Source organism: Enterococcus sp. DIV0008 (genome assembly GCF_050542615.1).
In the GTDB taxonomy this organism is placed as follows: domain Bacteria; phylum Bacillota; class Bacilli; order Lactobacillales; family Enterococcaceae; genus Enterococcus_D; species Enterococcus_D innesii.
Genome location: NZ_CP172937.1, coordinates 3,274,488 through 3,291,696 on the forward strand (window position 1 = coordinate 3,274,488; position 17,209 = coordinate 3,291,696).

Below are 17,209 nucleotides of genomic sequence, written 5' to 3' on the forward strand. Positions count from 1 at the left end.
TTCCTTTTTATAAATTTTTTCAATTGATCTCGGAAGCGCTCGACGAATAATATTGTTCAACGGTGAGCAAGATATCCCAACAAACAACTGCTTTTTGCCTCCTCCCCATGATTCAAAAATTTTGGTCTTTGCTACTTGTATCAAACGTATTACTACTATTCCACACTTCTATTTTCCCAAAATTTTGGGGTGGGATGTATTCAAAAAAAATACAACACGCAATTTTTTTGAATACATGTAAAAACGTGATACTATTTACTTAAAAGGGGGCTCAGGGGCAATCATGTTACGGAAATTGTTATCATCTACAACACAAAAGAAACTACAGCTGATTGAGTATTTATTAGACGATCAGGGGACGAGTCTTCACGATTTGGCAGTTAAATTTTCCATTTCAATGTCTGCAGCGAAAACCTATATCGCGGAAATCGACAATGAATTTTCGTTTCTGGACTTACAATTTGACGATTATTCAGCTGTTCGCCTACACTTGCATCCTTTCGCTACTCGACTAGACGTATACAGCCAGTTTTTAAATCGCTCGTCTGCGTTTCAATTGTTAGAACTACTCTTCTCATCAAGTTTCACTAGTTATGACATGCTGGCACTAGAATTAAATTTAAGCAAGTCATCGATCATTCGTTTGATCAAGAGGATCAATTTGGTTCTGGCACCGTATGATTTCTTCATCGCAACCAAACCCATCCAGTTAAAAGGAAATGAAAACAATATTCGCCAATTTTTTCTGATTTTCTTCTTAGAGAAGTACCAGTATGAATTTGTGGATGCCAACATTAACCAAGAGCAGGATTTCTTGAAGATCGCCCGTATCATGGCTGCTGCGACACCCTTAAAACTTTATTTTTCCGACATCAAAAAAATTGCCTTTGTAATCTATATCAACACGAAGCGCGATCGCTTATACGCTTCCAATCCCAATGGGAACCACATCGAATATTTCTTAGAAAAAATCGATTTAAGCGAATTTACTGGCTACAGTCGTGCTTACGTCGAGAAAATGGTCGGCTATATCACAACCCATATCGGTCAAGACCCCGCTGTCTTTCGCGAGACCAAACAAGAGTTTTATCAAATGACCAAGCGTATATTTAAAAAATACAACTATCATGAAGCCAATTTTGAAGAGAAGTTGGATGCCGTCGTCTTTTCCTATTTTCTTGGAATCAACTTGAAGGTTCCTTACTGCATCTTGGATGATCGCTTTGCTCGTTTTGTCAATAACTGTGATTTGGTCCAACAGACAGTCAATCAAGACATCGTTCAGGTTTTGACCCATTCGAATTTGCCAATCATTCGACCAAGTACGATCAATTACCTAATTTATATTTTCCATACCTCTTTTCCAAATTTCGCCAAAGAAATCATCGATACCCACGCTGACTTTCGCTTAGCTTTGTTTTATGATACAAATAGTTACCATACGGAATTTATCCAGACGAAAATCCAACAGTTTATTCCTTATCAGCTAACAATCACGATTTTAAATCCTCTGGACTCGTTTTCTCTGACCAAACTGGACGAGACTTATGATTTGATCATCGGCAATTTGACCCCCTCCTGCAGAAAAAATGTGTTTCATTATGCAGACATCAACCTGACTTCGAATGATTTGGCGTTTATCGCTCGGCAGATTCAGGAAAAGGGGATTCGGATGCTGCAAGAAAAGAGTGCGCAATAAAAAAAAACCTCGAAAAGCCGCAATTTAGCGATTTTTCGAGGGTTTTTTTGTTATTTATTTACTGTTTAATTTTGTTCACTACGCCATGGCTGGACGTTTTGCTGGCGATACAGAGCTGCTTTCCCAATTGCATTGAAGAGGGTCATTTTTTGCGTAACCACTGCTTTGGCTGCCTCAATACATTCTGGGTAAATGGCATTTGGATCCCACAATTCCGTTTCTGCTAAGATTTGGCGGCATTTTTTATAAAAGGCGTATTTATAGTCAGAGGAGATATTTACTTTTTGGATACCGATTGCCACTGCCTGAGCGATTTCTTCATCGGGATTGGCCGATCCGCCATGCAACACCAATGGGATATCGACACGATCTTTGATTTCTTGCAAGACATCCATTTTTAATTCCGGTTTGATATCTTTTGGATAAATACCATGGGCAGTTCCAATCGCAACTGCTAGTGTATCAATGCCTGTCTTCTCAATGAATTCTTGTGCATCTTCTGGACGAGTATAAATCACTTCGGAGACGCCCCCTTCAACGGAGGTTCCGGTATTACCGATCGTTCCCAGCTCGCCTTCGACAGATACCCCAATCGGATGGCAAATCTCGGTAATCTGTTTTGTCAGAGCAATATTTTCTTCAAAAGGCAGCAACGACCCATCGATCATCACTGAGCTGAACCCGCAATGGATCGCCCGCATAATACTCGCCAGACTGTCGCCATGATCCATATGGATCACGATTGGCACAGAACTGTTTTTCGCTCTGGAAACTGCATAGTGGAAAAATTCATCCTTTGTAAAGGCCAATTCTGTGGGGTGGACCGCAATGATGGCTGGTGCATCGTTTTCTTCCGCTGCTTCGATAACGACGCGTAAGAAGTTGCTGTCTGCGACGTTAAAGGCACCAACAGCAAATTGATTTTCTTTGGCAACGGTCAGTAATTGTTTCATATTGATCAACATATAAGTGTGCTCCATTCTTTTTTAAAGTGATTTGTTTTTTGATCCAGATAATTCGATATACTCTTTAACGACTGCTTTTCCTGCTTCGATGGTTTGGTGGATCAGGGTCGGATAATCGCTCTCGGGACAAGCATCCAGCTGTTGGTGTAGGGCATTTCTTTGGGCTTTCATAAAATCAGCCCCTACATTGATTTTATTGATTCCTAGTGCCACGGAACGCAAGATATTTTCTCTGCCGGCTCCCGAGCCACCATGTAAAACCAGCGGCAGGTCAGTGGCTTCTTTGATGGTTTGAACGATATCAAAGCGAAATGCCGGGCGGTACCCTTCTGGATAATCCCCATGACTGGAGCCGTAAGAAAGAGCGAGACAGTCGACCCCGGTTGCTCGAATAAAATGGATGGCTTCCTCTGGATCGGTATACATCCCATCGCTGGTATACTGATCCCCAGCCACTGCTCCCATGTCCCCAACTTCTGCTTCGACACTGGCATTATAGGCTTGCGCAAATTGCACGATCTCTTTGGTGATGGCGATGTTTTTTTCTAAAGGATGCGTAGAGGCATCCATCATAACGCTTGAGAATCCTTCGTGGAGACATTGTTTGACGAAGGCGATATCCTGTCCATGATCCAGATTGATGGCAACCTCCACATTGACATTTTCCGCCATTCGAATGATCGGCTGGGTTAAGTAACGATGATCCAGATGGGTTTTTAAATGGTCTTGCAACAAATCCACGATGATGGGTGCATGAGTTTCTGCAGCGGCATCGATCACTGCTTTAGCGGTTTCTAGGTTAAAACAATTGATCGCCATAACCGCATAGTTTTCTCGATTGGCTTTTTGCAGCATCTCTTTCATTGATACATACATCTTCTTCGCTCCTTTTCTTAAGAAATTTCAATCGACGAAAAGTCAACGTCTTCTTCCTCTTCCACGATGGGCGTTTCAACAGGTGCCTTTTTCAATGCAAAGAGCAAAACACCGGTGATGGCAGAACCAATCAGTAGCGCAATGGTAAATTTCAGTGGATCCGTCATGGCAGGAATGATGAAGACCCCTCCAGATGGTACCGGTGAACCGACGCCCCAAACCATGCTTAGACCACCGCCGACGGCTGCTCCGACCGTACAAGAAAAAATGACGCGAAACGGATCAACGGCAGCGATCGGGATCACCCCTTCTGTGATCATACAAAGACCCATTGGAAAAGCGATCTTGATGTTGTCTTCTTCTTCCGTAGAATATTTGGGTCGGCGTAAGAGACGAGAGAGGACCCAAGAGATCGTAACACCGAATGGCGGCACCATTGAGGCTAAAATTTTCACGGCTTCGGGTTCTTGAATGCCTTCCAGTAATAGCCCATCAGCAAATAGCGAGGCGACTTTGTTGACGGGGCCGCCAAAATCAAAGGCAGCCATACCACCGACAATCGCGCCAAATAAGAAATTTCCCGAGCCTTGCAGATTCGTTAAGAAGGTAGTCAACGCCTCAGTAGCCCACACGATCGGTACACCGATGACGAAGAACATCAAAGCACCAACGATCAGTGTCGACAAGACCGGTACGATCATCATTGGCATCAGACCTTGTGCCCAACGTGGTACTTTAAGGTTTTTTACTAAGAATAAGACCAGATAACCTGCGAGATAGCCTCCTAACATTCCCCCTAAAAAGCCTGCACCAATCGCATTGGCAATCAGTCCCATAAAAAGACCAGGAGCGATTCCTGGACGATCGGCAATGGAATAGGCGATCGCGGCAGCAATCACTGGCGCCAGCAGCCCCATCCCTAAAACGCCCAGCGAGACCAGTGCATCCGGGATCGTATAGGCAGCATCGTAATTTTCAATGACTGTGCCGTTGGTAAGATTTCCGATAGCGATCAAAAGCCCGGCTGTTACAACGACCGGCAGCATATACGAGATGGCGGTTAAGGCATGTTTTTTCAACTGCAGCTGTTTCATCATTTGTTTCATCCCCCTTTAAATTTGCATTGTCAGAACATTCATTGATTCATCCCTGATTTAATTTTTCTTCAATCGTTTCAAGCAAACGCTTAGGCGCTTTGATCACCATACTAGTTGGAATTTCTACTATTCGCTTGCCTTCAAAGCGGTCTCTGCCGCCGATTTTGATATCTGCCGCAATAATGACAACATCAGCTGCATGAATATCTGCTTCTGTCAATTCACTTTCTGTCCCGATGGTTCCTTGGGTTTCGATATGGACTTCATGACCAAGTTCTTTCGCAGCTGTTTCAATTTTTTGCTTAGCAATATACGTATGCGCGATTCCTGAAGTACAAGCAGCTACACCAACGATTTTCATCTCTTCTCCCCCTTTCTTAGTTTTCTGCCATTGGATCTTTAGCAAACAAGGTCATCATTTGATCCTTTGTCCCTGACGCAACGAGACGATCAATAAACGATTCATCTGCTAGTAGCATCGCTACCTTTTGCAGCAGCTTGATATGCATCGTATTGGCATCGGTATTTTTGACTGCAAACAAGATAATTACTTGAACGGGCGCTTCATCGATGGACTCCCATTCAAGCGGACGCTTGGTTTTTCCGATCACTAAGGAAGTCTTTTTCACACTGTCTGACTTTCCATGTGGGATTGCTAAGCCATGTCCGATACCGGTCATTCCTTCCATTTCTCGGGCAAAGACATCTTGGGTGAACCCTGCTAAATCGGTAATTATCTGGTTTTCATATAAAAGTTCAGAGAGTTCAGTGATTGCCTCTTCTTTTGAATTCGCTTCCATTTCCATCTTGATAAGATTGGGATTGATTACATCTGCGATACTGAACGCTTGGATCGTTTGGCTTTCGTTTTTCATCTTTACATCTCTCCTAATAGTTGTTTGACTCGCTTTTCATCCTGTTTGGTAAATACCGAATTGACTAAAATCGTCGGCACCTTCGTTTCTACTGGCAAATTAATGGTGGTTAAGATCAAATCGATATTCTGGTAGTCTTGCGCATGCTTTCGGTACATACGAGCGGAAAGCACATCCACGATATCCAGTTCAGGAAATGCTCGTTGGACTTTGACTTTCAGCAGCTCAGAAGTCCCTACGCCGCTGCTGCACATGATTAAGACTCGCTGTCTGCGCCGACGAATGACTTTAAATTTCACAAAATACAGCACTAAGAAACCAATCTCGTCTTCCGATATGGGATTCGTTCCATAGGTTCGCTCCACTTCCTTGCTGACTTGTGCCACTTGCTCAAAAATCCTTGGATACTCTAGTTGAATGTCATTTAGCAGACCGTTTTTCACGATAATTTTATTCTTTAGCCGATAGAGCATCGGCTGGATATGGCAAAGTAGATCGGTCTTGTCTGTTTGCTGGTTCAATTGAATACCCAGTGCTTTTTCCATCTGCTTAGTAAAAAACTCCGTGATTTCGCTGGCTTCTTTTGTCAGATTGGTCATTGCCAAGGGTTTGTTTTCTACTCTGGAAGACACTAGATACTGGTAGAGATAAAATACCTCACTTTCTGGCAGCTCCGTCACGAGATAGGCATTGATTTTTTCAATCACTTGTTGGGCAATTTGATAAAACTCTTGGTGCTGTTCAATCAAATGCTGTTCTTCCTCATCTAAACCCTCAATTATCTCTTCACGGTCAATTTCTCCTTCCCTCATTCGTAAAATCAGAATATACAGATGCGAGAAAATATTCATGTTGTAAGGATACGCAATACTGTTCGCGAGTTTTCGCTCAATGAATTCAAGAATTGAAGTAATAAAGTTGATATCAAAGGCATTGATGGGATATTTTTGCGTGACCATTTCTTCATTCCACACATGGGTTTTCGTAAAGAGATCATTGACACAGCGACGGATATTTTTTTCGGTACCAATCACTGCAATTCTCTTATCGGATCGGATCAACTGGAGTTCAAAGTACTGAAAATATTCCGCAAGACGATTGATATCACTACTTATCACTGCTTCACTCAAATAGTAATGAGCGAACAACTCTTTGATCATTAAACGCTTTGGTGATTTAAACAATAAATGCAAGGCAATCGCATGACGTCGCTCAAGCGGCTCATCATGTTGATCCGTTTCTTGATTTTCAATCGTGCCTCTGAGATATGCTTCATAATCCAAACAAAATCCTTTGCCGATTTCAGACCGAATGATTTCTGAACCAGCAGCCTCATTGATCCGCTTGATCGTCCGGTAAATGGTTTTCGTTGAAACCTTAGCAGCTGTGGCTAGTTCATTAGCGGTCAAATTCATCCCCTGTATCATAAACTGCTCAATCAAACGTGTTTCTCTCTTGCTCAGCTTCATACTGTCTCCCTCCGTATCTTTACTATAGCCTTCTTTGGCTCAAGTATTTCTTAATCGATGTCCACTGATTTGGACATTTCAAAAATAACGCTTTCATTAATCGTCCCAAATGCCCCCCTTTCTAAGATGAAAGAAGGGAGCATTCTTTTTCGTGACATCTCCTTTTGCTAAACAAAAAAAGCTTGCCATTCCGAAGAATGACAAGCTTTTCCTTCACACTGAGTCAATCAGGTGCTGGGCATTGATTAGTTTTGGCTGTTCAATGCGTCTTCAGCAGCCATTTGTGCTTCGATGTCTGAGATGCTGTAGACATTTTCGCTGGCAACTGTTACTTCTTTTGGTTCCATTTCACGGTAACGAGGCATACCAGTACCAGCTGGGATGATCTTACCGATGATAACATTTTCTTTCAATCCAAGAAGTGGATCTTTCTTGCCGCGGATCGCTGCATCGGTCAACACACGAGTGGTTTCTTGGAAGGACGCAGCAGACAAGAAGCTGTTGGTTTCCAAGGATGCTTTCGTGATCCCTAGTAGGACTGGACGGCTAGTTGCAGGAACGCCGCCGGCTACCAAGGTGTCGTAGTTGCGGTCTTTAAAGTCGGCGATATCCAACAATGTTCCTGGCAAGATGCCTGAATCACCTGGATCCATGACGCGGACTTTACGCAGCATTTGACGAACCATTACTTCGATATGTTTGTCGCCGATTTCTACCCCTTGCATACGGTAAACGCGTTGAACTTCCCGTAATAGGTAGTTTTCAACAGACAAGACATCGCGAACTTGTAACAGTTGTTTTGGATCGATCGATCCTTCTGTCAATGGTGCACCACGATGGATAAAGTCGCCTTCTGCTACTTTCATCCGGGCAGTATAAGGAACGGTATACGTACGCGTATCGGTTTCCCCTTTGATGGTCACTTCTTTGGTCCGAGTTGAAGGGTCTTCTGAGATATCGATGACTTCTCCGGTAACTTCGGTAATGACCGCTTGTCCTTTCGGATTACGGGCTTCAAAGATTTCTTGGACACGAGGGAGACCTTGCGTGATATCGTCTCCGGCAACCCCGCCGGTATGGAAGGTACGCATGGTCAACTGAGTACCAGGTTCACCGATTGATTGGGCAGCGATGGTACCGACTGCTTCCCCAACTTCAACTTCAGAACCAGTGGCTAAGTTGCGGCCATAACAATGTTTACATACACCATGTTTGGTGTTACATGTAAAGACAGAGCGAATGGATACTGTTTCGATGCCAGCATCTACCGTTGCTTTGGCTAGGTCTTCGGTGATCAATTGGTTGACCCCAAGAATCACTTCGCCAGTTTCAGGATGGATGATTGATTTACGAGTGTAACGACCAACTAAACGTTCTTCTAAGGATTCGATGATTTCGTTTCCTTCGCGAATTGCTTGAATATCTAAACCACGGTCAGTGCCACAATCGTCTTCACGGATGATGACATCTTGGGCAACGTCAACGAGACGACGTGTCAAGTAACCGGAATCGGCTGTTTTCAAGGCGGTATCGGTCATCCCTTTACGGGCACCATGGGTCGAGATAAACATTTCCAAGACAGATAGACCTTCACGGAAGTTTGAGATGATCGGCAATTCCATGATTCGTCCGTTAGGCGCAGCCATCAATCCACGCATCCCAGCAAGCTGAGTAAAGTTGGAGATGTTACCACGGGCACCGGAATCAGACATCATGAAGATTGGGTTTTTCGCTTCCAATGATTCCATCAGTTTTAACTGAATTTCATCTTTGGCTGCATTCCAAACACCAATAACTCGTTCATAACGCTCGTCATCGGTAATCAATCCACGACGGAATTGTTTCGTGATCGTTTCTACTTGTTTGTGGGCATTGTCGATGATTTCATGTTTTTCGTGCAAGTTCATGATATCAGCGATACCAACGGTGATACCCGCCATTGTTGAGTGGCTGTATCCTAAGTCTTTCATGCGGTCAAGCATGCGTGACGTTTCAGTGATGCGGAAACGTTTGAAGACTTCTGAAATGATGTTTCCTAAGTTTTTCTTCTTGAATGGGCCAACAAGCTCTTGTTCTTTGATGAAGGCAGGCACATCTGTACCAGCTTCAATAAAGTACTTGTCTGGTGTTTGAACCGTCAAGTTGTAGTCTGTCGGTTCGTTCAAGAATGGGAATTCTGGGGGCATGATCGAGTTGAAGATCACTTTACCCACTGTTGTTACCATCAAGCGTTGTTTTTGTTCAGACGTGAATGGTTTGTCCCCTAAAGTGTTTGGATTGATGGCGATTCGTGTGTGTAAATGCACGTAGCCATTGCGCCATGCCGTAACTGCTTCGTCCATGTCACGGAAGATCATGCCTTCCCCTTCACGGCCTTCTTCTTCCATCGTCAAGTAGTAGTTCCCTAGGACCATATCCTGAGATGGTGTTACAACTGGTTTTCCGTCTTTTGGATTCAAAATGTTTTGGGCTGCTAACATCAGCATACGTGCTTCTGCTTGCGCTTCTTCGTTCAACGGTACGTGAACGGCCATTTGGTCTCCATCGAAATCGGCATTGTAGGCTTCACAAACAAGTGGGTGCAAACGAATGGCACGGCCTTCAACTAAGACTGGTTCAAATGCTTGGATACCTAATCTGTGAAGCGTAGGTGCCCGGTTCAATAGCACTGGATGTTCTTTGATGACATCTTCTAAAACATCCCAAACTTCGTCTTCTTGACGTTCGATTTTGCGTTTGGCATTTTTGATGTTTGACGCGATTTCACGAGAAACAAGCTCCCGCATCACGAATGGTTTGAACAATTCGATCGCCATTTCTTTTGGCAGACCACATTGGTACATTTTCAGGAATGGACCAACGACGATAACTGAACGACCTGAGTAGTCGACCCGTTTTCCTAGCAAGTTTTGACGGAAACGACCTTGTTTCCCTTTCAACATGTGAGAAAGAGATTTCAATGGGCGGTTCCCTGGCCCTGCAACTGGACGGCCGCGACGACCGTTATCGATCAAGGCATCGACTGCTTCTTGCAGCATCCGTTTTTCATTTTGAACGATGATGTTTGGTGCATTCAAATCTAACAAGCGTTTCAAACGGTTGTTACGGTTGATTACACGACGATACAAGTCGTTCAAGTCACTTGTGGCAAAACGTCCACCTTCTAATTGCACCATTGGACGCAAATCAGGCGGGATAACTGGGATAACGTCCATGACCATCCAGCTTGGTTTGTTTCCTGAAGCACGGAATGCTTCTAAGATATCCAAACGGCGGATCGCACGGGTTCGTTTTTGACCAGTCGCGTTTTTCAATTCTTCTTTTAATTCAGCAACTTCGCCTTCAAGATCAACGCCATCTAATAATTGTTTGATGGCTTCGGCACCCATTGCTGCTGAAAATTCTTGACCGTATTGGTCACGTTTTTCACGGTATTCCCGTTCAGTCAATAGTTGTTTTTTCTCAAGACTGGTGTTTCCTGGTTCAATCACTACGTATGAAGCAAAGTAGATGATTTCTTCCAATGCACGTGGGCTCATGTCTAAGACAAGACCCATCCGTGAAGGAATGCCTTTGAAATACCAAATGTGTGATACTGGTGCTGCTAATTCAATGTGTCCCATGCGTTCACGACGCACTTTTGAACGTGTTACTTCCACGCCGCAACGGTCACAAACGATGCCTTTATAGCGGATCCGTTTGTATTTGCCGCAAGCACATTCCCAGTCTTTGGTTGGACCGAAAATACGCTCGTCAAACAACCCTTCGCGTTCAGGTTTTAACGTACGGTAGTTAATGGTTTCTGGTTTTTTTACTTCACCATAAGACCAGCTTCTGATTTTTTCAGGAGAAGCCAAACCGATTTGCATACTTTCGAATTTATTTACATCGATCAAAAAAGGTTCCCTCCATTTCATTTCATGGACATATCCGATAGAACGGGGGCTATTTCCGCTAGTGGCGGAAATAGCGAGGGCCGTCTATTATTGCAAGCGATCTTCTGCTGTCTCGATTTGTTGGTTCAACGCGTCGGCGGCATTTTTAGCTTCTGTTTGTGCTTTTTGTTCTAATTCACGGGCTGTTTGTTGCTCCGCAAATTTTGTTAAGGCATCAACGGTGATCAAATCATCATCGTCATCATCCATATCGCGTAGTTCAATCTCTGCATCATCGATATCTAGGACACGCATGTCTAGACCCAGTGATTGCAATTCTTTTACTAATACGCGGAATGATTCTGGTACACCTGGTTTTGGAATTGGTTCCCCTTTGACGATTGCTTCGTATGTTTTCACACGACCAACCACGTCATCTGATTTGTAGGTCAAGATTTCTTGCAAGGTGTAAGCAGCACCGTATGCTTCCAGTGCCCAAACTTCCATCTCTCCGAAACGTTGTCCACCAAATTGGGCTTTTCCTCCCAATGGTTGTTGAGTAACCAATGAGTAAGGTCCAATGGAACGGGCATGCAATTTATCATCGACCATGTGGGCCAATTTGATCATGTACATGACACCAACAGAGATGCGGCCATCAAATGGTTCGCCGGTACGTCCGTCGTAAAGCACTGTTTTGGCATCGCTGGCCATTCCTGCTTCAGCAACGGTTGCCCAAACATCTTCATCGCTGGCACCATCAAAGACTGGTGTTGCCACGTGAATGCCTAATTGACGCGCAGCCATTCCTAAGTGTAACTCTAATACTTGTCCAATGTTCATCCGAGAAGGTACCCCTAATGGGTTCAGCATGATATCGACTGGTGTGCCATCTGGTAAGAAAGGCATGTCTTCTTCTGGCATAATGCGAGAAACGACCCCTTTGTTTCCGTGACGTCCGGCCATTTTATCCCCTTCATGGATTTTCCGTTTTTGAACGATATAAACGCGAACCAGCATGTTCACACCTGGTGACAATTCATCGCCAGCTTCGCGGGTAAAGATTTTGACATCGTGGACGATTCCGCCGCCGCCGTGAGGCACGCGTAGAGAAGTGTCACGCACTTCGCGGGCTTTTTCACCAAAGATTGCATGCAACAAACGCTCTTCTGCTGAAAGTTCCGTTACCCCTTTTGGAGTGACTTTCCCAACAAGCAGATCGCCATCTTTGACTTCCGCGCCAATGCGGATAATCCCCATTTCGTCTAGGTCTTTCAACGCGTCTTCCCCAACGTTCGGGATTTCGCGAGTGATTTCTTCAGGTCCTAATTTTGTGTCGCGGGCTTCTGATTCATATTCTTCAATATGGACAGAAGTGTAAACATCATCTTTCACCAAACGACGGCTCATGATGATGGCATCTTCATAGTTGTACCCTTCCCAAGTCATGAATGCGACTAAGACGTTTTGTCCTAATGCCATTTCGCCTTGTTCCATAGATGGGCCATCTGCTAAGATGTCGCCTTTTTCCACTTTTTCACCAAGTGCCACTAATGGACGTTGGTTGTAGCTGGTTCCTGAGTTTGAACGACGGAATTTGGTAACAGAATAAACGTCTAATGCGCCATTGTCACGACGAACGCGCACTTCGGCTGCATCCACGTATTCTACGATCCCATCATGTTTACATAACAAAGCAGCTCCTGAGTCATGTGCTGATTTGTATTCCATACCAGTACCAACCCAAGGTGCTTTCGGATTGATCAATGGTACAGCTTGCCGCTGCATGTTGGCACCCATCAAGGCACGGTTGGAGTCATCGTTTTCCAAGAAAGGAATACATGCGGTTGCGACTGCGACTACTTGTTTTGGTGATACGTCCATGTAGTCGACTTTATCGATCGATACTTCCAAGTTTTCAGAAGTAGCACGCGCCATAACAACGTCGTTTACGAAAGAGCCGTCTTCATTTAACAAGCTGTTTGCTTGGGCCACAACGTAGTGGTCTTCGGTATCGGCAGTCAAGTAATCGATCTTGTCTGTAACACGGCCTGTTTCGCGGTCAACGCGACGGTATGGTGTTTCAATGAAGCCATACTTGTTGACTTTGGCATAAGAGGCCAAGCTGTTGATCAACCCGATGTTTGGTCCCTCTGGCGTTTCGATCGGACACATACGGCCATAGTGGGAATAGTGAACGTCTCGGACTTCATAGCCGGCACGGTCACGGGTCAAACCACCAGGTCCTAAGGCAGATAGACGACGTTTATGGGTCAACTCACCCAGTGGGTTTGTTTGGTCCATGAACTGTGACAACTGAGAAGAACCAAAGAATTCTTTGATACTTGCGACAACTGGACGAATATTGATCAATTGTTGCGGTGTCAAAGTTTCGGTGTCTTGGATCGACATCCGTTCACGAACGACACGTTCCATCCGAGCAAGCCCGATCCGGAATTGGTTTTGCAATAATTCACCAACAGAACGAATCCGACGGTTTCCTAAGTGGTCGATATCATCGACATTGCCGATGCCTTCCATCAAATTGAAGAAGTAGCTCATTGAAGCAATGATGTCCGCTGGACGAACCGTACGTGTAGCAGTATCTGGATAGCCATTACCGATCACGTTGACTTCTTGTTCTGGATCTTTTGGTGAAAAGACTTTGATGACTTGGACGGTCATTGGTTCGGTAACGACCCCATCTTCTGATGGATAGTACGTTACACTGTTTAGGCCATTATCGATAAATGCGCCTAGTGTTTCCATGACTTGGTGAGTCAAAACAGTGCCTTTTTCAACAATGATCTCGCCTGTTTCAGGGTCAACCAAGGTTTCTGCTAAGGTCAAGTTCAATAGACGTGTTTTCAAGTCTAATTTTTTGTTTACTTTGTAGCGACCAACATTTGCTAAGTCGTAACGTTTTGGATCGAAGAAACGTGCGTTCAGCAAGCTGCGTGAGCTGTCTGCTGTTTTTGGCTCGCCTGGACGAAGACGTTCGTAAACATCTTTCAATCCTTCTTCGGTACGAGAATCGCTTGCGTTTTTATGCAAGTCTTTTTCGATCGTATTACGCAATGATTCACTGTCGCCGAAAATTTCAAAGATCGTGTCATCGGAACCAAACCCTAGGGCACGGACTAAGACCGTCAAAGGAATTTTACGGGTACGGTCAATCCGTACGTAAGAGATATCTTTGGCATCAGTTTCCATTTCTAACCACGCACCGCGGTTAGGGATAACAGTTGAACCAAAGCCTTCTTTGCCGTTTTTATCGACTTTGCCATGGAAATATACACCCGGAGAGCGGACCAACTGAGAAACGATAACCCGTTCTGCCCCGTTGATGATAAAGGTTCCTTGTTCAGTCATTAATGGGAAATCACCAAAGAATACTTCTTGGGATTTGATTTCCCCGGTTTCACGGTTCGTCAAACGCAAAGTAACATGTAATGGTGCCGAATAGTTTGCATCATGGGCACGGGCTTCTTCTACTGTATACTTTGGTTCTTTCAATTCATAATCCACAAATTCTAGGGACAAGTTACCGTTGAATCCTTCGATTGGCAAAATATCTTCAAACATTTCTCTTAGGCCCTCATCTAGGAACCATTGGTAAGAGTCGGTTTGAATTTCAATCAAATTCGGTAATTCTAATACTTCACTGATCCGTGCGAAACTTCTACGTTCGCGATGCTTTCCGTATTTTACTACGTGTCCAGCCAAGCTCTTCACCTCTTCATAAAGTCTTTCAAAAAGGCTATCCGATTATTTACAAAACTGTAACAAATATTAAATATAGGTTACAGAAAGCATTTTTTGCGGCTTTTAGGCAAAAAAAAACCAAAAATAGAACGGATGCATTGGGCATTTTCTACTTTTGTTTCCTTATTCCTAAGCCGAAACGGACAATATTTCGTTTCTGCTTTTTTCGTTCAGATAGTTTTTGCAACTCCTTATTATACAGATGAAGCACTTTCCTGTCAAGCTTTCATTGGAAGTTACAATGCTTTTCTGGCGCACCCATTTCCTAAGATTTTCTAAAGAAAAAAACAAGGCTGGTGGGGACTGTTTTTCGTAAGAAACTACTTTGCTTTTTGCCGATTTCTTGCTATGCTAACGAAAACGTTACACGTGAAACATTAGGAAGGATATCCTTATGACGACAAAAGAAAAAATACTGACCTTATTACAAAAAGAAGATACTGTGCTATCTGGAGAGAAACTAGCCCAAGCTTTGTCGATCTCTCGTACAGCAGTCTGGAAAGCCATTAAAGAACTCGAGAAAGAAGGCTATCATTTCGAACACTTGGCCAACGGCTATCGCTTTGTCTCGGATGATCGCTACGATCAAGCAGCACTTGCGGCAGCCTTGCCGATGATTCCCACGATTCAAATCAAGGAAGCTGTTGAATCCACCATGAAAGAAGCCAAGATCGCCGCTTTGGACAGTGGACTGGCAACCCCCGCCCTTTTTTTGACCGAAACACAAACAGGCGGTCACGGCCGCTTCGAACGTCCGTTTTTCTCACCGAAAAAACAAGGGATCTATATGAGCTTGCTTTTAAAACCAAACCAAGCGTTTCAAGAATTGCCACAATATACCGTTTTGGCGGCGGTGGCAGTCGCCGAAGCCATCGACGCCCTTCTAATGAAGGAAACGGCCATTAAGTGGGTCAACGATCTATACTTAGATGGAAAAAAAATCTGCGGTATTTTGTCTGAAGCAACCAGTGACTTTGAGACAGGCCGCATTACCTCGGTTGTGATCGGTATCGGCATCAGTTTTTCGATTCCGCAACAGCAGTTTCCAGCAGAGATTCGGGAAAAAGCGACCTCACTCTTTCCTAGTGAGGAGTATCCAACCTTTTCTCGAGCAGTATTGATTCAAGAAATTTGGCGTCGGTTCTTCCAATTGTTGGCACAACTGCCTGACATGGATTATATGGCCCGCTATCGGCAGAAATCCTTCGTTTTGGGCCGCACCGTTCAATTTACGCAACAAGGTGTGACCTATGAAGGGATTGCCAAAGACATTACCAACACCGGTGAATTGGTGGTGGAAACAGCGACGGAGCGCAAGGTGCTTTCTTCTGGAGAAATCAGTTTGGAACGGTATTGAGGCTGCTTTCGTAGGTAACCAGTCACAGCAAGCGTAAACACAAACACTCCATAAACAGACCTGCTTATTCCGAGGGGTTAAATAAAAAGCAACCTAGGCAGCTCCCAAACAAACTTTACTGCTACGATCAATTTCGCGGAAAAAGTGAGCCTCATCTTTTCATAATAAGTATCATGCTCGTTCTTTTATCATGTCTTTTCTACAGTTTTTATGCGCTATTTCATTCCTCACATAAAAAAGATCGACCTGCTCTTGAAAGAGCAGGTCGATCTTTTTTTTAAAGCAATTGCCACAACAGACAGAAAAGCAAGCCTAATGCATAGCTGCTGTTGAATAAAATCATGTTCTTAATCGAATAGCCGAAGCTACGTGGGTGGGGCAGGCTGGCTTGATGCTCCTTCAAGTTTTGGCGGATTTTCGGCAGTGTTAGAAACACGAGCAAAATCGGCCATTGGAAGAGACCAAACAAGAGGCCCAACAAAATAGCGGCGTAGGAAGCTAGCATCATTCCTTGAAATAGACGGATACCTGCTTCGCGACCGATGTAGTACACCAGCGTGTAGCGGTGATTTTCGATATCGGCTTCCAGATCCCGTAAGTTATTGGCTAACATGATGTCAGCAATCGTGAAAATCAATGGCAAGGATGCCAACACAATGGCACAAACGGCCCAGAGGTTCCCCACTAAGCCAAAGGTTCCGTTCACAAAATCCAGTGCCAAATAAAACACTTTTTGATCAATAGTATTGATATAGATCGTGATGGCAAAAATCCCTAATCCCATCGTTACGCCGCTGAACACCTCGCCTAAAGGCATCCGCGATAACGGAATGGGGCCAAAGGTATAAAAGACTCCGATAAAACAAACCACCAGCCCCATCACTAGCAGCAGCCAGCCGGTAACAAAGGTCAAGTAAAGACCGATCAGTAAGGTTCCTGCCAGCATCGCAAAAATCAGATTGCGAACAGTAGCTTCTGAGATGTTTTCGCGCCCGATCACATTGTGCTGGTATTTGTAGGTTTCTGATTTGGCTTTTTTGAAATCCATATAATTGTTGATGGACGTCGTCGTCAAATCAAACAGCAGCATCCCCAGAAAAAAGATTGCGGTATTCAACGGATGAAATTCATGAAAATACACCAACGAGAACAATACACCCATAATGAAGGGGAAGACACTGGCCACTTTGGTACGGATCTCCACTACTTCTAAAAACACTGAAAGAGACAT

At 44.2% G+C, this 17,209-nt stretch carries 11 protein-coding genes; 2 read left to right on the forward strand and 9 right to left on the reverse strand.

Translation table 11 applies throughout. The features are described from left to right. The first annotated feature begins 283 nt into the window (after nt 1-283). The gene (locus tag IGI84_RS15425; protein WP_430600542.1) at nt 284-1,699 is read left to right on the forward strand and encodes a helix-turn-helix domain-containing protein; all 1,416 of its coding nucleotides are present in this window, start codon (nt 284-286) and stop codon (nt 1,697-1,699) included. A gap of 65 nt (nt 1,700-1,764) precedes the next feature. Here the strand turns inward: IGI84_RS15425 and IGI84_RS15430 are convergent, their stop codons facing one another. The 8 genes from IGI84_RS15430 to rpoB all read right to left on the reverse strand — a co-directional run bounded on the left by IGI84_RS15430 (nt 1,765) and on the right by rpoB (nt 14,582). Beyond that, nucleotides 1,765-2,664 (reverse strand): ketose-bisphosphate aldolase, encoded by a 900-nt coding sequence (locus IGI84_RS15430; RefSeq protein WP_005230365.1) that lies wholly within the window; start codon nt 2,662-2,664, stop codon nt 1,765-1,767. A gap of 21 nt (nt 2,665-2,685) precedes the next feature. Continuing rightward, nucleotides 2,686-3,540 carry a class II fructose-bisphosphate aldolase gene (locus IGI84_RS15435; protein ID WP_430600544.1) on the reverse strand — a complete coding sequence of 285 codons (855 nt, stop codon included), beginning with the start codon at nt 3,538-3,540 and terminating at the stop codon, nt 2,686-2,688. A gap of 17 nt (nt 3,541-3,557) precedes the next feature. Further along, the gene (locus IGI84_RS15440) at nt 3,558-4,637 is read right to left on the reverse strand and encodes a PTS fructose transporter subunit IIC (protein ID WP_430600546.1); all 1,080 of its coding nucleotides are present in this window, start codon (nt 4,635-4,637) and stop codon (nt 3,558-3,560) included. Nucleotides 4,638-4,683: 46 nt separating this feature from the next. Continuing rightward, entirely contained in the window at nt 4,684-4,998 is a 315-nt protein-coding gene (locus IGI84_RS15445; protein WP_140966048.1) for a PTS fructose transporter subunit IIB, read from the reverse strand. A 16-nt stretch (nt 4,999-5,014) separates the two neighbouring features. Then, nucleotides 5,015-5,512 carry a PTS sugar transporter subunit IIA gene (locus IGI84_RS15450; protein ID WP_430600548.1) on the reverse strand — a complete coding sequence of 166 codons (498 nt, stop codon included), beginning with the start codon at nt 5,510-5,512 and terminating at the stop codon, nt 5,015-5,017. A 2-nt stretch (nt 5,513-5,514) separates the two neighbouring features. After that, nucleotides 5,515-6,981 (reverse strand): BglG family transcription antiterminator, encoded by a 1,467-nt coding sequence (locus tag IGI84_RS15455; protein ID WP_420699016.1) that lies wholly within the window; start codon nt 6,979-6,981, stop codon nt 5,515-5,517. Between the two features lie 245 nt (nt 6,982-7,226). Further along, a complete protein-coding gene (gene rpoC, locus IGI84_RS15460) occupies nt 7,227-10,877 on the reverse strand; it encodes a DNA-directed RNA polymerase subunit beta' (protein ID WP_081119190.1) in 3,651 nt (1,216 codons plus the stop codon). Between the two features lie 87 nt (nt 10,878-10,964). Beyond that, nucleotides 10,965-14,582 (reverse strand): DNA-directed RNA polymerase subunit beta, encoded by a 3,618-nt coding sequence (rpoB, locus tag IGI84_RS15465; RefSeq protein ID WP_008381746.1) that lies wholly within the window; start codon nt 14,580-14,582, stop codon nt 10,965-10,967. A 433-nt stretch (nt 14,583-15,015) separates the two neighbouring features. Here rpoB and IGI84_RS15470 point away from each other — a divergent pair, with 433 nt between their 5' ends. Next, the gene (locus IGI84_RS15470; protein WP_411415922.1) at nt 15,016-15,978 is read left to right on the forward strand and encodes a biotin--[acetyl-CoA-carboxylase] ligase; all 963 of its coding nucleotides are present in this window, start codon (nt 15,016-15,018) and stop codon (nt 15,976-15,978) included. Nucleotides 15,979-16,255: 277 nt separating this feature from the next. On the opposite strand, the gene menA is transcribed toward IGI84_RS15470, so the two are convergent. Beyond that, nucleotides 16,256-17,209: a 1,4-dihydroxy-2-naphthoate polyprenyltransferase gene (menA, locus tag IGI84_RS15475; RefSeq protein ID WP_411415923.1), complete on the reverse strand. Its 954-nt coding sequence runs from the start codon at nt 17,207-17,209 to the stop codon at nt 16,256-16,258.